Below are 24,678 nucleotides of genomic sequence, written 5' to 3'. Positions count from 1 at the left end.
CTTGTTAGCGCCCGGCTATCGAGGTATGTCGCGTGGTGACTTTTTCGCTGGCCACTCAAGACTCTGCAGCGGTTTTCGATGCCCGTGGCCTGCACGAAACGGCGGAACGGTGTACGAGCATTTTTGACATCCCTGTCCCTTTGCCATCGTCACAACCATGTAGGAAACGTCCGATATTTATTTCGCAAATTTCCTACATTTTGTTTGCCTCCCTAACAAAAAACGTGGTTATTATCCGCCGGCGCTTCGGGTCACAAACCCGGCGCCAGAAGATTGCCGTGCGTCTACAGACCCGGCAGTCGCAGCCGATCGGGACCACCCTGGCGCTGTCATCCCCGCGCAGGTTGTTCCTCGTCGTTGACCCTCAAATGGAAGTCGAGGTTTCAATTGGTCACGCGGTTTGCAATCGACGATGCAATGAACGGTGCGACGGATGTCGCCAATGATCCGGCCCACTTTCCAGTTGCCTGCGCCGACCGCGCGGCGGCGTTTTTCTCCAGTCTGTCTCCCCCAGAATTTCTGCGTGTGCCCGCGTTCAACGCGAGTCTGCACGCGCGCGCCGCGCCATCCTCCTGAATTCGAATGACCGTGCCGGCATCTGATGCCGGGGCCTGACTGGCGGGGCATTTCTGTCCCGGCCTGATCACAAAAATAATGTAGTCATGGACGGTAGCCTCCGATGCTCGATAACACTTCCTTGCGTGGGACGAATCCCGCGCAGCCCGACGTTTGCTCCTTGAAACCGTTCGATGCTGACCTGTGCGTGCACGGTCTGTTTGAAACGCAGGTGCTGCGCAACCCCGAGGCGATCGCCGCGCGCTGGCAGCAGGAGGCGCTCAGTTATCGTGAACTGAACACCCGCGCCAACCGGCTGGCCCATCACCTGCGCAACCTCGGGGTCGAGCCGGACGTGCGGGTCGGGCTGTGTCTGGAGCGTTCGCTGGAGATGTTGGTCGGCGTACTTGCGGTACTCAAGGCCGGCGGCGCCTATGTGCCGCTGGACCCGGCCTATCCGCAGGCGCGGCTGGCGCACATGCTGGCCGACAGCGCACCGCCGGTGGTGCTGACCCACGGCCAGGCGCGCGATGTTTTGCGGGCGGTGCTCGAACAGTCGGCGACTGCACCGACGGTGCTGGATCTGGCCGACGCCAGTGATTGGGCTTCGCTCCCGGCAGACAACCTCGATCCTCACTCAATCGGCCTGACACCCCGGCACCTGGCTTACGTGATCTACACCTCCGGCTCCACCGGCACCCCGAAAGGCGTGATGGTCGAGCATCGCGGACTGGTCGCCGTGAGCGCCGATTGGGAGCAGCTCTATGGATTGGGCGAGCCGATCAACCACCTGCAAATGGCCGGTTTTTCCTTCGACGTGTTCAGCGCCGACCTGATCCGTGCACTGGGTTTTGGCGGCACGCTGGTGCTCTGCCCACGGGACACTCTGATGGACCCGCCGGCCCTGTATCGCCTGATGCGTGACGCGCGTATCGGCTTTGCCGACTTCGTCCCGGCGCTGCTCAATCCGCTGTTGGCGTGGGTCGAAGAGAGCGGCCATGACCTGTCGTTCCTGCGCACCGTGGTCTGCGGCTCGGACATCTGGACCGCCCACAGCGCGCGGCAATTGCGCAGGCTGTGCGGTGATCGCGTGCAGATCGTCCAGGCTTATGGCGTGACCGAAGCGAGCATCGACAGCACCTGTTTCGAGTTCACCGACAGCAGCCAGATCGACGCGGTGCTGCCCATTGGCCGGGCACTGCCCAATACCCGGATTTACCTGCTCGACGTTGACGGCGCACCAGTTGCCGAGGGTGTCGCGGGTGAGTTGTACATCGGTGGCGTTGGTGTGGCGCGCGGTTATCTGAACCTTCCGCAACTGACCGCCGAACGTTTCCTCGACAGCCCGTTCGTGGCGGGCGAACGCCTTTACCGCACCGGTGACCTGGCGCGTTACCGGGCCGACGGCCAACTGGAATTTCTCGGCCGCAACGATTCCCAGGCCAAGTTGCGCGGCCTGCGTCTGGAACTGGGGGAAATCGAAACCCGGCTGGCGGACATCCCGGGCGTGCGGGAAAGCGTGGTGCTGCTGCGCCAGGACAGTCCCGGTGAACCGCGATTGGTCGCCTACTACTGCGAAAAACCAGACTCAACGCTGAGCCCGCGCTTACTGCGCGAACAACTGCAAATCAGCCTGCCGGACTACATGGTGCCGACCGCTTTCGTGCGTCTCGATGCACTGCCGCTGACCGCCAACGGCAAGGTTGACCGGCCAAATCTGCCGGCACCGGACGTCGAGGCGTTCGATCAGCAGGAATACCAGGCACCCGAAGGCTCGCTGGAAACCGCGCTCGCCGCGATTTGGGCCGACGTGCTCGGCATCGAGCGGGTGGGGCGCCAGGATCAGTTCTTCGCCCTCGGCGGTCACTCGCTGCTGGTGATGCGCGTGCTGGCGCAGGTTCGTCATGCGCTGGAGCTGGAAGTCGCGCCTTCGACCCTGTTTGCCGCGCCGGTTCTGGCGGAGTTCGCCGAACGGCTGCAAGCCAGTCAGGCTACGGCTCGCCCGGCCATCACGGCCCTTGAACGCACGGGCGCGCAAACGTTGTCGTCTGCTCAGCAGCGCCTGTGGTTTCTGGCGCAAATGGAGGGTGGCAACGCGGCGTACCACATGCCGCTTAACCTGCGTTTGCGCGGTTCGCTGGACGTGCCGGCACTCGAACGCAGCTTCAATCAGCTGGTGGCGCGCCATGCTGCGCTGCGCACCACGTTCATTGCCGTTGAAGGGGAAGGGCGACAACGGGTTTCGCCGCTGGCGCACAGCATCCGGCTGACGGTGACTGACGTGCAGGGGCACGATGCGCAAGAGCGTCTGACCCGCTTGATCGACGAGGAGGGCGCCAGACCGTTCGACCTGAGCCGCGGCCCGTTGATGCGGGTCAGCCTGCTGCGACTGGCGGCGGATGACCATCTGTTGCTGCTGACCCAGCATCACATCATCTCTGACGGCTGGTCGATGGGCGTGCTCACCCGCGAGCTGGGGCAGCTGTACGCAGCGGCGTTGCTGGATCGCGACGATCCGCTGACGCCCTTGCCGGTGCAGTACGTGGATTACGCCGTGTGGCAAAAGCAATGGCTGTCCGGCGACGTGCTGGAGCAGCAGAGCCGTTACTGGCGCGAAACCCTCAGCGGCGCGCCGGTGCTGCTGGAGTTGCCGACCGATCACAAGCGCCCGCCCGTGCAGGATTACCTCGGCGGCTTTGTTCCGTTGGTCTTCGACGCCGCTTTGACCGCACGCCTGAAAGCCCTGGGCATGCAGCAAGGCACCACGCTGTTCATGACTCTGCTGGCCGGTTTTTCACTGCTGCTGTCGCGCCTGTCGGGGCAAAGCGATGTGGTGATCGGCGTGCCATCGGCCAACCGCCCGCAGCAGGAACTGGAAGGGCTGATCGGTTTCTTCGTCAACACCCTCGCGCTGCGCATGACTCAGTCCGGGACGCCGTCGGTGGCGCAATGGCTGCAACAGGCGCGGCGAGTGGCGCTGGAGGCTCAGGAACATCAGGATCTGCCGTTCGAGCAAGTGGTGGAATTGCTCAATCCGCCGCGCAGTCTGGCCCACAGTCCGCTGTTTCAGGTGTTGTTTGCCTGGGAACAGGATCAGGATTCCGACCTGCTGCTGACCGGGCTGGACGTTACGACGGTCGAGAGCAGTCATCACGTGGCCAAGTTCGATCTGCAACTGGCGCTCAGTGAGCGTGACGGGCAGATCGTCGGCGGTCTGGAATATGCCTCGGGCTTGTTCGAGCGCGACACCGTCGAGCAGTTCGGCGAGTACCTGCGCCGGGTGCTGACGCAGATGGTCGAGGACAGCCAACAGTCGCTGGCAAGGATCCAGCTGCTGAACGCCGAGCAACTCCAGCAGATCGTTCATGACTGGAACCGTACCGCGCGAGATACCACGTCACTGCCCGGTTGCGTGGCGCGCTTCGAAACCGTCGCCCGGCAAACGCCCGACGCCGTAGCGCTGCTCGCTGACCGTGAGCAACTGAGCTACGGCGAACTGAATCGCGCCGCCAACCGCGTTGCGCATTACCTGATTGAGCAAGGCGTAGGCCCTGATCATCGCATTGGTTTGTGCCTGGAGCGCTCGCCGCAAATGGTCATCGGCCTGCTGGCGATCCTCAAGGCCGGCGCGGCGTACGTACCGTTCGACCCGGCTTATCCGAGCGAGCGGCTGGCGTTCATGTTCAGCGATGCCGCGCCGACCTTGCTGCTGACGCAATCGAGCCTGGTGTCCGGGCTGCCGGCCAACGAGGCGAAGATCTGCTGCCTGGACACCGACGCAGCGCAATGGGCGCAACACCCGACGGATGATCCGCACGTCAATGTGAGCCCGGAAAACCTCGGCTACGTGCTCTACACCTCCGGCTCCACCGGACGCCCGAAAGGCGTGGCCCACAACCGTCGTGCGCTGGACAACCTGATCGCCTGGCAGCTTGATCAAGCCACGGCACCGCAACGCGTGCTGCAATTCGCCTCGCTGAACTTCGACGTCTCGTTCCAGGAAATCTGCAGCACGCTGTGCCAGGGCGGCAGCCTGTTGCTGATGACCGAAGACAGCCGCAAGGACCTCGCCGCGCTGCGCCCGACTCTGGTGGCCGAAGGCGTGCAGCGGGCGTTCCTGCCGTTCGCCGTGTTGCAGCAACTCGCCGGCCTGACCGAGGCCGGTGCGCCGATGCCGGCCGGCGGCTGCGAAATCATCACCGCCGGTGAAGCCCTGCAAATCAATGACGAGCTGCGCGGTTTTGTTCGCGGACTCGGTGGCGCGCAACTGCACAACCAGTACGGGCCGACCGAAACCCACGTGGTCAGCCAGTTCAGCCTCGACTGCAATGAGGCCGAATCCTGGCCGGACGCGCCGCCCATTGGCCGTCCCATCGCCAACGCGCGGCTGTACGTGCTGGACGAGCATTTGAATCCGGTCCCGGTCGGCGTGGCGGGCGAGTTGTACATCGCCGGCGCCTGCCTGGCCCGAGGGTATCTGAACCGTCCGGACCTGACCGCTGAACGCTTCCTGCCGGACCCGTTCAGTGGCGAGCCGGGCGCGCGGATGTACCGCAGCGGCGACCTCGCGACATTCCTGGCCGACGGCAACGTGCAATACCTGGGACGCATCGACCAACAGGTGAAACTGCGCGGCTTCCGCATCGAACTCGGTGAGATCGACAGCCTGCTGCATCAACAACCCGGTGTGCAGGAAGCCGCCGTGTTGCTGCGTGAAGACGTGGCCGGGGACAAGCGTCTGGTGGCCTACGTGGTCGGCTCCGCGACCAGCGAATTCTTGCGCGCCGAACTGCAACGCCAGTTGCCCGAACACATGATCCCGAGTGCCTGGGTTCGCCTGTCGCAATTGCCGCTGACCCGCAACGGCAAGATCGACCGCCAGGCGCTGCCGGCACCGGAACGCAGCGCCGGCGCGACTTACGAAGCGCCGCGCAACGACATTGAACGGCAAATGGCCGAGATCTGGGCCGAAGTGCTCAAGTGCGAGCGGGTCGGCATCCACGACAACTTCTTCGACCTCGGCGGCCACTCGCTGCTGGCGACGCGGATGATCTACGCGATCAACCAGCGCATGGGCGCGCAACTGTCCCTGAGCAGCCTGTTCCAGACCCCGGTGTTGCTGGATCTGGCGGCGCAGGTGTCGCGTGAAGAGCAAAGCGTTGAACCGGCGTTCATTCAGATCGAACCGGATCGCGACAATCGACATGAACCGTTCCCTCTGACCGATATCCAGCAAGCCTACTGGTTCGGTCGCGAGGCCACGGTCAGCCTCGGTGGCGTCAGTGCCCACGGTTACGAAGAACTGCGCATTCCCGAGTTCGACGCCGAGCGTTTCGAACAAGCCTTGAACCGCATGATCCTGCGCCACGACATGCTGCGCGTGGTGTTCCTCAGCGACGGCACGCAACAGGTGCTGGCGCAGGTGCCGACCTATCGCATGCCGCGCAGCGATCTGCGCGGTTTGCCCGCCGATGTGGCGCAGCGCACGCTGGAAGCGACACGCGAACGCCAGTCCCATCAGGTGCTGGACGCCAGTCGCTGGCCGCTGTTCGAGTTCAGCCTGTCGTTGCTCGATGACGGCATTACCCATTTGCACATCAGTCTCGACGCGCTGATCGTCGACGCCGCGAGCACGCAGATTCTCGCCCGCGAACTGATGGCGTTCTACGTCGATCCGAACCTGGAACTGGCGGAACCGGGCCTGACTTTCCGCGACTATGTGCTGGCTGAACAGCAACTGCGTAATGGCCGCCGCTACGAGCAAGCGCTGGGCTATTGGCGTGAACGGGTGACCACACTGGCCCCGGCGCCGGACCTGCCGCTGGTACGCCAGCCCGAAAGCATCGCCAACCCGCACTTCACCCGCCGCGACCGCGACATGTCGGCGGCGCACTGGACGCAGCTCAAAGCCGTGGCCAAACAGTTTGCGGTGACGCCGTCGGTGATGCTGCTGACCGCGTTCAGCGAAGTGCTGGCGCTGTGGAGCCGCACGCCGCGTTTCACCCTGAGCCTCCCCCTGTTCAACCGCATGCCGCTGCACCCGGATGTAGACGAAATCATCGGCGACTTCACCTCGCTGGTGCTGCTGGAAGTCGGCATCGACGGAACACAAACCTTTACCGACAAGGCCCGCGCCGTGCAGGCGCAACTGTGGCGCGACATCGACCATTCGGTGGTCAGCGGCGTGCGGGTGCTGCGCGAATTGTCCCAGGCCCGGGGCGTGCAGCAGACGGCGATGCCGATCGTGTTCAACAGCACACTGTCGGAAGCGGCGCCGGAGTTGGCCGAGTTCAACCTCGCCGACGCGTTGAACGCCAGGCACATGCACAGCATCACCCAGACCCCGCAAGTGTGGCTCGACCACACGTTGCTGGAGCTCGAAGGACGCCTGTTGTTCAACTGGGACAGCATCGACGAGCTGTTCCCGCAAGGCATGATCGAGCAGATGTTCGTCGCCTATAACGCGCTGCTCGACAGCCTTTGCGAACCGGCAGCCTGGGGCGCGAACACGCCACAACTGCTGCCGCAGGCACGCTTGCCGGCACCGGTCGACCATCAGCAAACGCTGCCATTGATGCACGAACTGTTCGAACGTCAGGCCCTTGCCACACCGGACGCACTGGCGGTGATCGGCACACGACAGCTGACGTACGCCCAGCTTCGCTTTGAGGCCCGGCAACTCGGCGCCCGATTGCAAACACAGGGCGTGGTGCCGAACCGCTTGGTCGCGGTGGTGATGGAGCGCGGCTGGGAACAAATGGTTGCAACGCTGGCGATTCTGTATGCCGGCGGCGCTTACCTGCCGATCGAGCCGACGCAACCGGCGGAACGGCTGCGGCATATTCTGGAGCGGGCCGAGGCGAGTCTGGCCCTGACCCAACCGGCGCTGCTCGACAGGATCGAATGGCCGGCGCAAGTCACGACCATTGCCGTGACCGATGAAGTTTCAAACGATGGACTGTCACTGCAACCGGTGCAGGTGAACGAAAGCGATCTGGCGTACGTGATCTACACCTCCGGCTCCACCGGTCAGCCGAAAGGCGTGGTGATCGACCATCGCGGCGCGGTCAACACCTTGCTCGACATCAACCGGCGCTTTGCCGTCGGCCCGAACGACCGTGTATTGGCGATCTCGTCGCTGAGCTTCGACCTGTCGGTCTATGACTTCTTCGGCACGTTGGCGGTGGGCGCGGCGGTGGTCATCCTCGACCCGCAACTGACCCTCGATCCGGCGCACTGGCTCGAATTGATCAAGCGTCATCACGTCAGCCTGTGGAACTCGGTGCCGGCGCTGCTTGGCATGCTGGTCGAGTACGTTGAAGGCGAGGGCGGAGCGTTGCCTGCCAGCTTGCGAGTGGCGATGCTGTCCGGCGACTGGATTCCGTTGACCCTGCCCGAGCGGGCCTGGGCCTTGCAGCCGGATTTGCAACTGATCAGCCTGGGCGGTGCCACCGAAGCGTCGATCTGGTCGATCTGTTACCCGGTACAGCACGTCGACCCGGCCTGGCGGAGCATTCCCTACGGCAAGGCCCTCGATCATCAGCGCTTCTACGTGCTGGATGAAGCGCTGCAAGTGCGCCCGACCTGGGTTGCGGGGCAGTTGTACATCGGCGGCATCGGTCTGGCGAAAGGTTACTGGCGCGATGAAAAACTCAGCGCGGGCAGTTTCTTCAATCATCCACTGACCGGCGAACGGCTGTATCGCACCGGCGACCTGGGCCGTTTGCTGCCCGACGGCAACATCGAATTCCTCGGTCGCGAAGACAATCAGGTCAAGGTCCAGGGTTATCGCATCGAGCTGGGCGAGATCGAAGCCGCGCTCAATCGCCATCCCGGCGTGCAGAGCGCGGTGGTGCGGATTCTTGGCAGCACGCTGGGCGAGAAACGTCTGGCGGGCTACGTGCTCAAGGCCGATCCGGCGTTGCAGGCCAGCGATTTCAGCGCGTACCTGAGCGACAAGCTGCCGGCCTACATGATTCCGCCGTCGTTCACGTTCGTCGAGGCCTGGCCGTTGTCGTCCAACGGCAAGGTCGACAAGAAACGCCTACTGGAGCCTGAGCAAGTCGAGGAGCAAGGGCCGGCGCTGGAAGTCGACGGCCCTCAGGAACAGCGGCTGGTGGAAATCGTGCAGGATGTGCTCAAGCGCGAATCGATTGCCGCCAACGCCAATCTGCTGAACCTCGGCGCAACGTCGATCGATATCGTCCGGATCAGCAACGCGTTGTCCGGCGCCTTGCAGTTCCGCCCGCACGTGGCGCAACTGCTGGCCCAGCCGACGTTGCTGCATCTGCTTGGCATGTACCGCCAGAACCGGGCGCGGCAGGATCTGCTCGGCAACGTGCAGCAGGCTCCGGAGCCCGTGCAGGACATCATCGAAGATCCCCAGCAGCGGGCGCAGTTCAAGGCCGAACAACGCGGACGCCGCGACTTCGCTCAGACTTTGCCGGCAGTGGCACTGGATCTGCCGCAAGACCCGGCCTTCGCCCGGCGTTTGAGCGATTACCGCTCGGTGCGTCAATACGACCTGCAACCGATCGCCGCCCAGGCCTTCGCGCACGTACTGGCGGCGCTGGCTCAAGGACAACTCGACGGCGAAGTGAAATACCAGTTCCCGTCGGCGGGTGGCCTTTACCCGATTCAGGCGTACCTCTACGTCAAGCCGGATCGCGTGCTCGGCGTGCCCGGTGGCGCGTATTACTACGATCCCCGCCAGCATCGTTTGCTGGCGCTCCAGAGCGGAGCGCTCGACCCGGACACCTACGACTATTTCGTTAACCGTCCGGTGTACGAGAACGCCGCGTTCTCGCTGTTCTTCATCGCCGACATGGCCGCGATCCGCCCGCTGTATGGCGAGCGCAGCCGTGACTTCTGCCACATCGAAAGCGGTGCCATGGCCCAGTTGCTGAGCATGACCGCCGTCGAGCACGGGTTGGGCCTGTGCGGCATCGGCTCGGTCGAGGAACAGCAACTGACGACGCTGTTCGACCTCGGGCCGAGCCATGAATTGATCTACTCGATGATCGGCGGGCTGCGCACAGCCGATGAACAACACCGCGCGCCGGTCGAGGCGTTTGCCATCGAGCCTGTGACCGCAAGTCTGGACGACGAAGACATGGAGGAGTTCGAAGTATGAATGCCGATCAATTGCTGGCGTTGTTCGCTCGCCATGGCGTGGTGCTCGAAGTGGACGGTGACAGGCTGCGCTGCAAGGCGCCGCGCGGGTTTCTCACCGAAGAACTGACCCAGGCGCTCAAGCGTCACAAACAGGAACTGATCGCCTTGCTCGGCGGGCACGATGACGCGGCGATTCCCCGCCGTGCCGGCGCGCACGCGTCCTGGCCATTGTCGTTCTCGCAGCGGCAACTGTGGTTTCTCGATCAACTGGAACCCGGCAACCCGTTCTACAACGTGCCGACGGCGGTAACACTGAAAGGGCAGTTGGATATCGCGCAGCTGGAGCGGGCGCTGAACGAATTGGTGGCCCGGCACGAAGTCCTGCGCACGACGTTTTGCAGCGTGGACGGTGAACCGCGTCAAGTTGTTCATGCATCGATGCCGCTGTCGTTGTCGGTAACGGATCTGCGCCATTTGTCTGCCGAAGACCGCGAGCAGCACGTGCGATCCGCCGTCGAGCAGGACGCCCGGGCGCCATTCGATCTGGCGAGCGGGCCGTTGCTGCGGGCGTCGTTACTGCGCGTGGCCGACGATGAATACCTGTGGCTGTACAGCGTGCATCACATCATCGCCGACGGCTGGTCGATGGGCGTGATCCTGCACGAAGTCGCCACGTCGTACGGCGATTATCTGCGTGGCGAAACCCCGACGCTTGCGCCGCTGCCGGTGCAATACGCCGACTACGCCTGCTGGCAGCAACAGCGAGTGGGCGGCGCCGTGCTGGACGCACAGCTCGATCACTGGCGGCGCACCCTGGACGACGCGCCGCTGTTGTCGACCTTGCCCGCCGACCGGCCGCGTCCGTTGGTGCAGCGCTATGTCGGGGCCACGTTCAGTTCCTCCGTCGATGGCGGCACCTTGCGTGAACTCACGGCGCTGGCCCGGCAGACCCAAGGCACGCTGTTCAACGTACTGCTCGGTGCTTTGGCTGTGTTGTTGTGGCGCCACAGCGGTCAGCAGGATCTGTGCATCGGCACGCCGTTCGCCAACCGTAATCGTCCGGAAGTCGAGCCGCTGATCGGCCATTTCGTTAACACCTTGGTGCTGCGTCAGCGCCTGAATCCGCAGCAAACCTTCGCCGAGCTGCTGCGCGAGGTGCGGGGTCAGATGCTCGACGTCCACGCCCATCAGGACGTGCCGTTCGACCGCGTGGTGGAGGCCGTCAACCCGCAGCGCGATCCCGGTCATTCGCCGTTGTTTCAGGTGATGCTCGTGTTGCAGAACACGCCAGGTAACGCGGTGCAGATGCCTGGCCTGGAACTGGCGCCGTACGGCACCAGCAGCGCCACAGCCAAGTTCGATCTGGCGTTCGAATGGGTCGAGCGGGAAGGGCGGCTGGACTTGCTGGTGGAATACAACACCGACCTCTACGACATCGCAACCATCGAACGCCTGAGCGGGCACTACCGTCACCTGCTCGAACAGATCGCCGCCGACGCCAAGCAACCGATCAATGCCTTGCCGCTGATGAATGAGGCTGAGCGTCAGCAAGTGCTTGTGGACTTCAACCGCGCCGCGCCACTGACGCAAACGGCGCCCTGCGTGCATCAACTGGTTGAAGCGCGGGCCGCGAGCAACCCTCAGGCCTGCGCGGTGGTGTTCGAGGGTGAATCCCTGAGCTACGCCGAACTCAATGCCCTGGCCAACCGACTGGCGCGGCATTTGCGCACCTTGGGCGTCGGCCCGGATGTGCGCGTGGCGGTGTGCATCGAGCGTTCGCTGGAATTGCCGGTGGCGCTGCTGGCGGTGCTCAAGGCCGGTGGCGCCTACGTGCCGTTGGATCCGGATTATCCGCTGGGACGCCTGAGCCATATGCTCGGCGACAGCACGCCGGCGGTGCTGCTGACACGTGGCTCGGCGCACGCAATCTTGCGTCAGGCCGTGCAGGGTTCGAACTGGGAAGCGCCGATCCTCGACCTCGAAAAGGACGCCGCGAGCTGGGCGTCGTTGCCGACGGACAATCTCGACCCACGCAATGTCGGCGTCACCCCTGACCATCTCGCCTACGTGATCTACACCTCCGGCACCACCGGCTTGCCCAAGGGCGCGATGGTCGCCCATCGTGGCTTGAGCAATCTGCTGCTGTGGTGTTTGCAGGTCTGCGGCGAGGCGGGGGCGATGCTGCACAAGATTCCGTTCGGTTTTGATGCCTCGGCGTGGGAGACCTTCTGGCCGCTGGCAACCGGCGGGCGGCTGGTGATCGCGCGGCCCGGCGGGCATTACGAACCGGCGTATCTGGCCCGCGAGGTGTGCGAGCAGCAGGTCACGGCGCTGGTGTTCGTGCCGGCGATGTTGCAGCTGTTTCTGGAAGTCGACGAGGTCAGCCAGTGTGCGTCGCTGACCGATGTATTCAGCGGCGGCGGTGAACTGCCGCCCGCGCTGGCGCGGCGCTTTCAGGAGCGTCTGCCCCATGCGCGGCTGCACAACGTTTACGGCCCGACCGAAACCACGGTGATCAATAGCATCTGGACCCTGGAGCCCGGCGCCGAGGTGCCGGCCCGGCAATTGCCGATCGGCCGGCCGATTTCCAACAACCGCTTTTATGTTCTTGATGACCGCGACCAGCCGGTGCCGGTGGGCGTGACCGGGCATCTGCACATTGGCGGCGTGGGCGTGGCCCGGGGTTATCTGGGGCTGGCGCAGCTCAGTGCCGAGCGCTTTATCGACAATCCCTTTGTCACAGGTGATCGGCTCTATCGCAGTGGCGATCTGGCGCGTTATCGCCCGGACGGTCAGCTGGAGTTTCTGGGTCGCAACGACTTTCAGGTCAAGTTGCGCGGTGTGCGCCTGGAGCTGGGTGAGATTGAAGCCCGACTCGAAGCATTCGCGGGTATCCGCAGCGCCGTGGTGTTGATGGTCGGCGAAGCAGCGCAGGACCAGCGGCTGGTAGCTTGTTGCGTGGTGGCAGAGCCCGTGGACGAAGCAGCGGTGCACGCCCATCTGGCGACAACCCTGCCCAGAGCGGTGATCCCCGGCAGCTATCTGTGGCTCGACGCGCTGCCGCTGACCGCCAACGGCAAGGTTGATCGCGCCGCGCTGACCGCGTTGGCGGACGAAGAAATGGTCAACCGTCAGGTCAACTTGAGCAGCCCGCGCGATCACATCGAACTGGCGTTGTACCAGATCTGGAAAAGCCTGTTGCTGGCGCCGCAGATCGGCATTCGCGACAACTTCTTCAATGTCGGCGGCACTTCGATTGCTGCGATCAAAATGGCCCATGAAATCAGCCAGCAGTTTGCAGTCGAAGTGCCGGTGCGCGTGGTACTCAGCTACCCGACCATCGAAGCGCTGGGCGGCTGGCTGCGGGTTGGAGCAAATCCGGCGCTGGCTCAGAGCAACCTGATCGAATTCCGTCGTGGCAGCGGCCAGCACAACGTGGTGTGCATTCACCCGGCGGGCGGCACGGCGTTCTGTTACCTGTCGCTGGCCAAGGTGCTGCCGGAGGAAACCGGCGTGTACGGGTTGCAATCGCCGGGGCTGAATCCGGGGGAAAGCACCGAACCGACGGTCGAAGCGATGGCCGAGGCTTACTTGCGCCAGATCGAACCGCTGACACAGCAACCGCTGATCCTGACTGGGCTGTCGTTCGGCGGCCTGGTGGCCTATGAAATGGCGCGGCGGTTGACGGCGGCGGGGCATCGTCAGGTAACGGTGGTGCTGCTCGACACCCAGGGCAGCGACGATCCGGGTTTCCGCGAGCAGATCGGCACCGTGGACATGGCCGAGTTTCGCGACAAGCTGGTGCGTTTCAACGGCATGTACCCCGGCATCGAAGACGCCCAGGTCGAACGCTACTTCAACATCTACAACCACAACCGGCTGGCCATGGCCGCCTATGAGTGCACGCCGCGCGCCGGCCGCGTGGTGCTGATTCAGGCGCGGGAAGATTTCAGCCGCCATCAGTTGCATGAATTGCGTGGCTTCTGGCGTCGCCGCGCGAGCAGCGGTTATCTGGCGAAACTGGTCAGCGGCGGGCACTGGGACATGCTCGAAAGCGCGGAAATCCACCGGGTCTCGCAAATCATCCGTCGGGAGCTGCAACGCTTCGACGCGCAGGAGGCGAAATGATGAGTGCGTCCAAAGACTTGCCATTGCTTGCGCGTTTTGCCGAGCAAGTGGCGCGTAATCCGCAAGCCCCGGCGGTGATCGATCAGTCGGTTACGCTGACTTACGCCGAACTGGCCAGCGCCAGCGAACGCATTGCCCGAGGGTTGCTGGCGCGCGGTGTCGAACCCGGCCAGTCGCTGGCGTTGTGCATGCCGCGTTCATGGCAATGGCTGGCGGCGATCCTTGGCGCGCTGAAAGTCGGTGCGGTGGTGGTGCCGCTGGATCGGGCCAGCCCGCGCAAACGTCGAGAGTTGATGTTGGCGGATGCGGCGTGTGTCGGCCTGATTACTCTGGACGAGGAACCGCTGTGGTCGCCTTCACTGTGGCAAACCAACGTCGAGGCCTTGCTCGATCAGCCGGACGCTCCAGCGCAAACGCTGGCCGAAGATTTCGCCGAGGTGATGTTCCTGTTCTACACCTCGGGCACCACCGGCACGCCAAAAGCCGTCGAGGTGGGCGAGCGCGGCTTGCTGCGGCTGGCGCACAGCGACGGCTATATCGAGATTCGCCCGACGGACCGGTTTGCCTGCCTGTCCAACCCGGCGTTCGATGCGTGCAGTTTCGAACTGTGGGCGCCGCTGCTCAACGGCGGTTGCTGCGTGATGATCGCCGACGATGACGTGCTGGATGCGCGTCGACTGGCCGAGGTGCTGGAGCGGACGCAGGTCGACAACCTGTTCATGACGGTGTCGCTGTTCAACACGTTGATTGCCGAGTGGCCGTCGTGTTTTTCCAGCGTGCGTCAGGTGCTGATTGGCGGTGAGCAGATCAGTGCCGCCGCTGTTCGTGGTTGGTATCGGGACAATCCTGAGAGCCGCTGCCGGATTTTTAACGTCTATGGCCCCACCGAGTGCACCACGTTTGCCTTGTGCTGGCCGATCAGCCGCGACTTTGCCGGCGACTCGGCGCCCATTGGCCGACCGTTGCCGGACACTGGCGTGTTGGTGCTGGATGAACAGCAACGGCCAGTGCCGCCGGGCGAGGTGGGCGAGCTGTATTTGAGTGGCAGCGGCGTCGCCCGTGGCTATCGCAACCGGCCCGAAGAAACCGCCCGCCAGTTCGTGCGTTTGCCCCACCTCGATAGTGGCGCGCAGGTGCATTACCGCACCGGCGATCTGGTCCGGCGCAACGCCGAAGGCTTGATCGAGTACCTGGGGCGCGTCGACCGGCAGGTGAAAATTCGTGGCTTCCGGATCGAGCCGGGGGAGGTTGAACAGCGGATGCTGGAGTATCCCGGCGTGGCGCAGGTGTACGTCTGCACCCGGCGTCAGGCGGCTGAAGATCATCAGTTGCTGGCGTTCATCGTGCCGCGCGGGGATCTGGACTATCACGCCTTCGAAAACCATCTGCGGGCACAACTGGCGCCGTATATGCGGCCGCATCAGTTGTTTCTGCTGGAGCGCCTGCCGCTGACGGCCAATGGCAAGATTGATCGTGACGGATTGCTGGCCCAAGGGTTGAGTCCGTGGCATCCAGCGATGGATGCCGTTGACGATGGCGCTCTTTCGCCTGCGTTGAGCTGGCTACTGAACGAAGCCCGCTCGCTGCTCGGCCAACCGGCCCTGAGTGCGCAGGATGACTGGCTCGGCAGCGGCGGCGATTCGCTCAAGGCCATGCGCCTGCGCTCGGCGATTCGTGTTCGTTGGCAGCGCGAGATCGCTCTCGACACGTTGCTCAACGAGTCGTTCTTGTCGTTGGCCGCACAACTGACCGGTGAAACGAACCGCGAGTCGATCTACCCACCTGCGCCTCCGATCAGCAGCGCCAAACGTCTGCCGGCCACCGCAGAGCAGCGCCGTTTGTGGCTGTTGCAACAACGCTCGCCGACCTCGACCGCCTACAGCGTGCCGCTGATTCTGCATCTGGCGGCAGGTGTCGAAGTTGCGGCACTGGCCGAGGCTTTGGGGCGTCTGGTGCAGCGTCATCCGGGATTGCGCACTGCATTCGCGGCGGGTGCCGACGGACTCGATCAAGTAATCGCCGAGCAGGGCCCGACCTGTCGCACCTTCGCGGTCGGGCATTTCACCGAGGACAACTGGCAGGCCTTCGCCGAGCTGGTCTTCACCGCGCCGTTCGACCTGACCACCCCTAACCTGTTTCAGGCCTGGCTGTTGCCGTTCGCCGATGGCAGCTGCCGGTTGTTGCTGAACCTGCATCACATCATCGTCGATGGCTGGTCGGTGAACCTGCTGTTCGAGAACCTGACGCAGCTTTACACCGATGTCCTGCAAGGCGAAGACAGCCCGCCGCCAGACGCCCGATTGACGACGCTGGAGTTTGGCCAGTGGCAGCGCCAGTGGAGCGTCGATCCGCATTATCGCGACCAGCGCCGCGCCCTCGCCGAATTGCACCGCCGTCAGGAGGAACCATCGCCTGCATTGATGCCAATGCGCGAAATCAGCCCGGACGCCCGGTTGCACCGCGAACCCTTGGGCACTCTCCGTAGCGCTGCCCTTGAACGCTATTGCACCCAACAACGGCTGACCCGTTTCGAAGTGCTGTTCAGTGTCTTCGCCTGGAGCCTGTACGCCCTGACCGGGTGCGAGCGGCCACGGATCGCCAGCCCGGTGTCCAACCGGCCGCTGGCGGAGTTCGAAGACACCGTCGGCATGTTTGCCAACACCGTGCTGATCCCCACCGCCGTTGAAAACGCATTGACCCTGAGCGAGCAGTTGCGCAAGCAGACCGCCACCGTGCGCGAGGTGCTGGCGTTGCAGGACGTGGCGCTGGCGGATCTGGTGGAAGACCTGCGGCTGTCGTCGAGCCCCTTGCTGTTCGATTTCATGTTCGTGCTGGAAAACACCGATTACGCCGCGTTGGCCGACTCGAACCTGCGCGCCACGCTGGCATTCAACCAGCAATTGCACGCCAAGTGCCCGCTGACGTTGTTGATGGTGGGCAGCGGGTCGCAGCTGGAATGCTGGTGGGAATATCAGTGCAGCTATTTCGATGCCGAACAGATGAGCACGCTCAACGCGTTGTTCCGCCGTGGTCTGGATTTGTTGCTGGAAACTCCGGCGGCCAATCTCAACGATTTGCTCAGTCCGTATCGACGCAACCTGCCACCGGCCAGCGAGGGCCCGCAGATTGCGCTGCCGTTCAACACATTGGCGGACGGATTCGAGCATCAAGTGCATTGCACGCCGGAGGCGATTGCGCTGGTTCAGGATCAGCAACGTCTCACCTACAGCGAGCTGAATGCGCAGGCCGATACTCTGGCGGCTACCCTGATCGAGCGTCATCCGGTGCCAGCCGGGAACGCGCCGCTGCATGTCGTGCTGTTCCTCGATGCCTCGGTGGAACATATCGTCGCCTTGCTGGCGCTGGCCAAACTCAACCTGACCGCCGTGCCGCTGGATCCTGCTTATCCGGTGGCGATCCAGCGTCAGGTGCTGGAGCAGGCGCAACCGCACTGTGTGCTGTTCAGCGACACGACGGCGGCCGCACTCGACGACCTGAACGCCGGACGATTCGCCACGCATCGGATCGATCTTCACGCCGATGCCGAAGCGTTCGAGCGTCCGCGCCACGCCGGCGAGCGGCCGCTGTACACGCTGTTCACCTCCGGATCCACCGGCACGCCCAAAGGTGTGCAAGTGTCCGAGCGCACCCTGTGCAACCTGCTGCAATGGCAGCGCACCGAGGGGCAGTTGCCGGCGAAAGCGATAACGCTGCAGTTCTCGATGCTGTCGTTCGATGTGTCGTTCCAGGAGATTTTCAGCACTCTGTGCGGCGGCGGTTGTTATCACCTGATCACGCCGCGATGGCGGCAGGATGCCGAGGCGTTGCTGGATTACATGGTCGAGGCGCGGATCGAGCGGCTGTTCCTGCCTTACGTGGCCTTGCAGCATCTGGCGCAAACCGCCGTGGCCAGGGGCGTTTACCCGTCGGCGTTGCGTGAGGTGATCACGGCCGGGGAGCAATTGCTCTGCACCGACGCGCTGCGCAACTGGTTCGGCGGCATGCCGCAGGCCTCGCTGTTCAACCACTACGGCCCGACTGAAACCCACGTGGTCAGCGCCATGCGCCTGCCGCCCGTGGCGCGGGACTGGCCGTTGCGCGCGCCGATCGGTCATGCCGTTGGTAATGCGCGGCTGTTGCTGGTCGATGAGCACGATCGCCCGGTGCCTGCGGGCAGTCGCGGTTATCTGCTGGTGGCCGGGCCGATGGTTGCCCGTTGCTATCTGGCTGATCCTGCGCTGAACACCGCGCGGTTTGTCGAGCTGGCAGACGGCTGTTTGTACTATCGCACCGGCGATCTGGCGTGGGCCGATGCCCAGGGCTGCCTGCTTTACCTGGGACGTGACGATCAACAGATCAAACTCAGCGGCCATCGTCTGGAACTGGGGCAGATCGAGGCGGCGCTGATGCAGGTGCCGGAAGTGGTCAACGCGGTGGTGGCGGTGCAGGCCGATCCACCACGGCTGATCGCCTGGTTGCAACTCGATGGCCAACCTGCGACCTCGCAACAATTGGATCGTCAGGTCGCGCGGCTGCTGCCGGCCCATGTACGGATCGATGAATACCGACGGATCGACCGCTGGCCACGCACCCCCAGCGGCAAGATCGACCGCAAGGCCTTGCCGGATTTGGGCGAGGCTTTGGAGCGGCGCAGCACGCCAGCACCGGCTGTACAATTGACCGCGCTGGAACGGCAACTGAGCGAGTTGTTCCAGGCTGTGATCGGCCGTGACATCGAGCCGGAGCAGACCTTCTTCGAGGCCGGCGCCACCAGCCTCGGCCTGATGCGTTTGCATGGCCGTTACGCCGAAGAGCTGCCGCACAAGGTGACGATGGCCGACCTGTTCGAACACGTCACGGTACGGCGTCTGGCGGCGCATCTGTCGAAGGCGCCGGAGGCAGCGGCGGAGCGCGTAAGGCAAACCGATGCAGGTCATCAGCCGATGGCGATCATCGGCATGTCGGTCAACGTGGCCGGGGCGCAGAACCTGTCCGAGTTCTGGGCGATGGTGCAAGGTAATGAGTTGGGCATCGAACACTTTGCCGCTGATGAAGGCCTGGTCGGTGCCCGCAGCCAACTGGCGGGCATGCTCGATTTCGATCCCGAATACTTCGGCATCAGCCGCCAGGAAGCGCGGCTGATGGACCCGCAACAGCGGCATTTGCTGATGGCGTGCGTGCAGGCCCTGCAACACGCGGCCATCGTTCCATCGGCGAATGGCCCGCGCATCGGTCTGATTGCCAGTTGCGGCGAAACCACGTACTTCCAGCAGATGCTGCGCGAGACCGCCGACGACGATCTGCCAGATGGCTTCCAACTGGCGCTGCACCACGACAAGGATTTTCTTGCGACCAAAGCCGCGTATCACCTGGACCTCAACGGCCCGGCCCTGAGCGTGCAGGCCGCTTGCGGCAGTTCGCTGATCGCCGTGCACCTGGCCAGTTCGATGCTGCGTCAGGGCGACAGCGACGTGATGCTCGCGGCCGGAGTGCTGATCGACCCGACCCTGACCGAGGGCTACCGGCATCGCTCGCAGCATATTTTTTCCGCCGATGGTTTGTGTCGTCCGTTCAGCGACGATGCCAGCGGCACCCTTGGCGCCAGCGGTTACGGGGTGGTGGTGCTCAAGCCGCTGGCCAAGGCGCGGGCCGATGGTGACCGGATCTATGCGTTGGTCGAGGGCTCGGCGTTGAACAACGATGGCCGGGCCAAGATGAGTTACACCGCGCCGTCGGTGGCCGGGCAGAGCGCGGTCATCCGCGATGCCCTGAGTCGGGCCGGGTTGACCGGTGCCGACATCGGCTACATCGAGGCCCATGGCACCGGCACCTTGCTGGGCGATCCGATCGAGGTTGCGGCGTTGACCAAGGCTTTCGGCGATGCGCCGGTCGGTCATTGTGCGCTGGCTTCGGTGAAAAGCCAGATCGGTCATTTGGGCGCGGCGGCGGGGGTGGTCGGGCTGATTCGCGCCAGCCTTGCGGTGTTCCATGGCGTGCTGCCGCCGAACCTCGGTTTTGGCCGGATCAACCCGCAGATCGATCTGGAACATTCGCCGTTCTACGTGCCGACCACGTCCCGGCCATGGCCGCAAGGGCGGCGGCGACTGGCCGGTGTCAGCAGTTTCGGGATTGGCGGGACCAATGCGCATGTCATCGTCGGTGCTGCGCCCACGGCGCAGGAAGGTAGTGAGGAAACGTTGCCGCTGCTGATGGTCTCGGCCCATAGCCGGGCAGAGCTGCTACGAGATATCGCGGTGATTCGTGAATATCTGCAAACCAATCCGGAACAGCGCACCGTGTTGCTGCGGCACTTGCAGTCAGGTCGCCGGCAACTGCGCTGGCGCTTCGCGATGGTCTGCCGGCCGGGTGACGACATTCCGTTGCAGCCGACAGCGATCCAGGAAGTCGGGGTCTCAAGCGCGCAGTTGATCTCCCGTGATCAGTCGCCGCAGGAACTGCTGGACGCGTGGTACGAAGGCGCGAATATCCAGTGGCCGCAGCGCTCGGCACCGCCGCCGTGGGATTTGCCGCCGTCATCGTTCGATCTTCAGACCTATCGTTTCCAGACGCCTGTGGCTGCTGAACCTGAAGCGCCAGCCCTTGTGCAACAACCGCTGGCGGACTGGTTTCACCAACGACAATGGGTGCGCACCCGGCGCCTGAGCACGACAGCGACGGCGCAATCCCGTGAGGTGCTGATTCTGTGCAGCCATGAGGCGCCGGAATCGACCTTGCTGGCGAGCCTGAACACTGTCTATCGACGCGTGATTCAGGTGCGCGCCGGTAATGGCTTCAAGCGCTTGAGTCCGGACCGTTTCGAGCTTGATCCGCTGGACACCGAAGCCCTGAACCGGTTGCTCGCCGAAGTTGCAGAATCTGTCCTCGGCGAACTCGACTGGCTGCATGCCTTGCCGCTGGCGGTGTCTGGCGCGGTCAACGAGCAATCGCTGGATCTGGCGCAGTGGGCCTGCCTGGACACGGTCAGCGCATTGATGCAGGCCTGGGGGCAAACACCGCGCACGACACGGCTGCGGTTGTGGTTGATGTCATGGCAGGCATGCCCGGTGGACGGCGCGGTTCAGCGTCCCGAGCTGGCAGCGCTGGCCGGCATTACCGAAGTGGTGCCGCAGGAATACCCGGTGCGTTGCCACTGGCTGGACTGGCCGTCGCCACGTCTCGAAGCGCAGGCCGGCGAGTTGGCAGCGTTGCTTGCCGATCCGGTTTCGTTGCCTCGGCGAATGGCGGTGCGCGACGGTTACCTCTGGCAGCCACGCTTGATGCCTCAGCCATTGACCGGCCCGGCAACGACGTCACTTTTACCGGAAGATGGAACATTCCTCGTGCTGGGCGGCAGCGGCGGCATCGGTCGGACCTTGTGCGAACACCTGCTACGGGCACCCGCGCGCCGTGTGGTGCTGATCTCGCGCCAAGGGCAATTGCCTGAGTCGCTGGCGGCGTACGCTTCGCGGATCGACTGCATCAAAGCGGACATCGCCGACCTGCCACGCTGGCCGCAGATCCTCGATCAACTGGCCGTTCGTTACGGTCGCCTGAGCGGGGTGATTCACGCGGCGGGCGTCGGTGCGGGCAGTCTGATTCGCCACCGTGATCCTCGGCAAATGGCCGAGGCCATGGCCGCCAAGACTCGCGGCATGCTGGCGGTCGAGGCGTTGATCGAGCACCTGAAGCCGGGATTTGTCCTGTACTGCTCGTCGATGTCGGCACTGTTCGGCGGCGCGGGGCATGTGGATTACGCGGCGGCCAGCGGGGTGCTCGACGGCTTCACTCACTATCGCTCGAACCCGGCCGACGCTTGCCTGCGTCTGGGGATCAACTGGGACATCTGGCGCGACATCGGCATGGCCACCACCAGCAACGGTGGAGACGCCGCGCATCTGGAGCATCTGACGGTCGGTCTCTCGGCGGCAGAGGGCTGCCGAGTATTCGATCTGGCGATGGCGACGCAGTTGCCGCAGCTGCTGATCTCCACCACCGGCATCGACACGGCGCGGCGGTTTTATCCGGTTCGCCATGGTGCCGTGGCCGCAGTGGTCGAGGCGCCGAAGGGCGTGGATCTGTCGGTGCGCTTGCGTGAGTGTCTGTGCAAGTGGCTCGGTGTGGCCGAGCTGGAGGGCGACGATTCGCTGTATGACCTGGGCGCGGATTCGCTGACGCTGCTCGACCTGATAGACGAACTGCAAGCGGCCACCGGTGAGGTGTTCCAACTGTCGCAATTCAGCCACAAGGTCAGCCTGAGCGAGGTGCTGAGGCTGGTGTCGTCCGCCACGGTTGAAGAGGCTCCCGGCGTAACACTGCAGGGCTGGCACGACGCGGTGCGGATCGATCAATGGCATGCCGGTGTCGGGCGCGACTGGCTGTACCTGATCCACCCGGTGGGCGGCGATGTTCAGGCTTATCGGGAACTGGTGTCGGCGCTGCCGGCGGAACTGGGCGTGTGCGTGATCGCCGACCCGGCGCTGCGCCTGCCGCAGTTGCCGAACATCAGCGTGGAGGAGCGTGCACGCTGGTATCTGGAGGCGATCAAAATCCACCTTCCGCACGGCTGCACTTGGCGTCTTGCAGGCTGGTCGTTTGGTGCATGGGTGGCGCAGGCGCTGTGTCATCAGGCCCGGGCTGACGGGTTCAGGCAGCCGTTGTTGTACCTGATCGACCCACCCGCGCCCGATGCCGGTGTGGAACTGGCCGGCATCGACGAGCAGACCATCGAGCAGGTGTTCCAGCGCGAATTTGCCCAGCGCTGGCCGGCGGTCGAAGGGCAGGGCATGGTCGAGGAACGTCAGGCCTATCTGCAACGGTTGACGGTGTGCTGCCGCAACAACATGACCAGCATGATCGACTTCCAGCCACCGGCGCTGGCGACCACGGCGGTGCGGCTGTTCATCGCCGGGCACGCCAATCCTTACGGGCTGGGTAACGACTGGAACCCGGACGACCTGCAACGCAACTGGCAGGCCTTGCTGCCGCAGTTGCGCAGCTGGCAAACCCTGGACACTGATCATTACGGCATCGTGGCGGGCCGCTGGGCGCGGTTGCTGGCCGAGGTGATCGGTACGGATGAGCCGGCGCCATGAATGAACCGATCTCGATGCCGCGATGGCTACTGAATTTAGTGCAAGTGCTGTGCGAAACCGGACAGGCCGACGACCTGCGCAAGCGGATAGACAATCGCGAGGGTGCCGTGCCGTTGCGGCTGTTTCATCTCTGGCAGGCCGACGTGGTCATGCCGATGCTCTGCGAAGCCGTGCCGGAACATCAGCAGGCGCTGCTCGCGTTGCAAAGCCTGCATCAGCGGGCGGCGCTCGGCGTGATCGGGCGTCAGGGCGAATGGCGGGCCGCGCTCAAACCGGTGTTGCTGGCGCTGTATCGCAAGGCCTACGCCTATGACGCGGCGCACGCCAAGGCCCACGCCAGTGCGCTGAACTACGGCCTCGCGCCGGCCAACAGCGCCATGATTGCCGAGCACTTCGGCGATGCCGAGGCGTTCGCCGAGTACTACGCGCAACTGAATACCGAGGCCGCCGCCACCGCGTTTGCCCACGCGCATGCCAGCGCCAACGCCGAAGTGTCGGCCCGGGCCTTCGTGGACGACGACGCAGACACCTGCGCGCAGATTTGCGCGGCATCCGTACGGGTTTACGTCGGGGCCTGCACGCAGAACGACGAACAGCGACATGCCGTATTCAACCATCTCGCCACCGGGCTCGAGCGAAGTCTGGCCACACTGCAATCCCGTTCAACAGGAGAACGACATGAATGACGCACACCTGCAATTCGATGTGGTGATCAACGCTCAGGGCCAGTATTCCCTGTGGCCGGCGGGCAAGCCGATGGCCAGTGGCTGGAGCGAGGCGGGGATGCGCGGCGAGCGCCAGGTCTGTCTGGATTACATCAACGAACACTGGATCGACATGCGCCCGCGTTCGCTGCGCGAGCAATCATCGGTGTCGTTCCAATAAAAAAGGTGAGGGAACATGGATCAGTTGGCACTCAAGGCAATCGAGCGCATCGCCGCCGAACGGCGCGCGCCGTATCAGCACATCACGGTCGAGCGAATCACGCCGATCATCGGGGCCGAGATCGGCGGCGTCGATCTGTCGCAACCGTTGAGCGACGAGCAGCTCGCGGAAATCCGCCGGGCCTTTCTGGAGAACCACGTGGTGGTGTTCCGCGATCAGCACCTGACGGTGGACGAGCACAAAGCGTTTGGCCGGCTGTTCGGTGAGCTGCGGGCGCTACCGGTGGAAGACATCGACGGCGATGACCCGGAACTGGTGGTGATCCGCGCCAATGCGCAATCGCGCTACGTGGCCGGCGAAACCTGGCACACCGACGGCACCGCCGATCTGGCGCCGTCCATGGGCTCGATGCTGTACGTCAAGGAAACCCCGACCATCGGCACCGGCGGCGACACGCTGTTCGCCAACATGCACCTGGCGCTGGAAATGCTGTCGCCGACGATGCAGCAGTTTCTCGGAGAACTGACAGCGATCCACGACGGCGCGATTCCGTGGAAGGGCTATGAGGCGCCGGCCAACCTGCCGAAAACCGAGCACCCGGTGGTGGTTCGCCACCCGGAAACCGGTCGCAAAACGCTGTTCGTCAATTCCGGGTTTACGTCGCACATCGTCCAGTTATCCGGCGGGGAAAGCCAGGTGCTGTTGAACATGCTGTTCGATCTGGTGGCTCGCGAACCAGTTCTGAGTTGTCGCGTGCGCTGGGCGCCGAATACCTTGGTGTTCTGGGACAACCGTTGCACCCAGCACCATGCGGTCTGGGATTATTTTCCGCACTCGCGGTATGGCGAGCGGGTGACGATTTTGGGGACGCAGCCGAAAGCTTGAATCTAAAAAAACGGCGGGA

General features: G+C 64.0%; 6 protein-coding genes. All 6 read left to right on the top strand.

Features of this window, described 5'->3' with window-relative positions; all coding sequences use genetic code 11:
* Nucleotides 1-679: 679 nt before the first annotated feature.
* The 6 genes from CAF74_RS20295 to CAF74_RS20270 are packed head-to-tail and all read left to right on the top strand — an operon-like array spanning nucleotide 680 to nucleotide 24,659.
* Entirely contained in the window at nucleotides 680-9,688 is a 9,009-nt protein-coding gene (locus CAF74_RS20295; RefSeq protein ID WP_085747536.1) for a non-ribosomal peptide synthetase, read from the top strand.
* Entirely contained in the window at nucleotides 9,685-13,797 is a 4,113-nt protein-coding gene (locus CAF74_RS20290; protein ID WP_085747535.1) for a non-ribosomal peptide synthetase, read from the top strand. Before CAF74_RS20295 ends, CAF74_RS20290 begins: the two co-directional genes overlap by 4 nt.
* Complete coding sequence (locus CAF74_RS20285; RefSeq protein WP_371857349.1) at nucleotides 13,797-22,889, top strand: amino acid adenylation domain-containing protein; 9,093 nt, start codon at nucleotides 13,797-13,799, stop codon at nucleotides 22,887-22,889. The genes CAF74_RS20290 and CAF74_RS20285 overlap by 1 nt, the downstream gene beginning before the upstream one ends.
* Nucleotides 22,886-23,575, top strand: coding sequence for a hypothetical protein (locus tag CAF74_RS20280; protein ID WP_256578394.1), 690 nt, complete (start codon nucleotides 22,886-22,888; stop codon nucleotides 23,573-23,575). Before CAF74_RS20285 ends, CAF74_RS20280 begins: the two co-directional genes overlap by 4 nt.
* Nucleotides 23,568-23,774, top strand: a complete 207-nt coding sequence (locus CAF74_RS20275) for an MbtH family NRPS accessory protein (protein ID WP_064595662.1) — start codon at nucleotides 23,568-23,570, stop codon at nucleotides 23,772-23,774. Before CAF74_RS20280 ends, CAF74_RS20275 begins: the two co-directional genes overlap by 8 nt.
* A 15-nt stretch (nucleotides 23,775-23,789) precedes the next feature.
* Nucleotides 23,790-24,659, top strand: coding sequence for a TauD/TfdA family dioxygenase (locus CAF74_RS20270; protein ID WP_085747533.1), 870 nt, complete (start codon nucleotides 23,790-23,792; stop codon nucleotides 24,657-24,659).
* Nucleotides 24,660-24,678: the final 19 nt, after the last annotated feature.

This window comes from Pseudomonas sp. R45(2017) (assembly GCF_002112305.1).
Taxonomy (GTDB): domain Bacteria; phylum Pseudomonadota; class Gammaproteobacteria; order Pseudomonadales; family Pseudomonadaceae; genus Aquipseudomonas; species Aquipseudomonas paraglycinae.
This window is presented reverse-complemented; position numbering and strand designations above follow the sequence as displayed.

What these genes read in the sequence shown, in the direction of transcription:
- CAF74_RS20295 (WP_085747536.1), top strand. Translation starts at nt 680, where the DNA reads ATGCTCGATAACACTTCCTTGCGTGGGACGAATCCCGCGCAGCCCGAC.
- CAF74_RS20285 (WP_371857349.1), top strand. Translation starts at nt 13,797, where the DNA reads ATGAGTGCGTCCAAAGACTTGCCATTGCTTGCGCGTTTTGCCGAGCAA.
- CAF74_RS20270 (WP_085747533.1), top strand. Translation starts at nt 23,790, where the DNA reads ATGGATCAGTTGGCACTCAAGGCAATCGAGCGCATCGCCGCCGAACGG.
- CAF74_RS20290 (WP_085747535.1), top strand. Translation starts at nt 9,685, where the DNA reads ATGAATGCCGATCAATTGCTGGCGTTGTTCGCTCGCCATGGCGTGGTG.
- CAF74_RS20275 (WP_064595662.1), top strand. Translation starts at nt 23,568, where the DNA reads ATGAATGACGCACACCTGCAATTCGATGTGGTGATCAACGCTCAGGGC.
- CAF74_RS20280 (WP_256578394.1), top strand. Translation starts at nt 22,886, where the DNA reads ATGAATGAACCGATCTCGATGCCGCGATGGCTACTGAATTTAGTGCAA.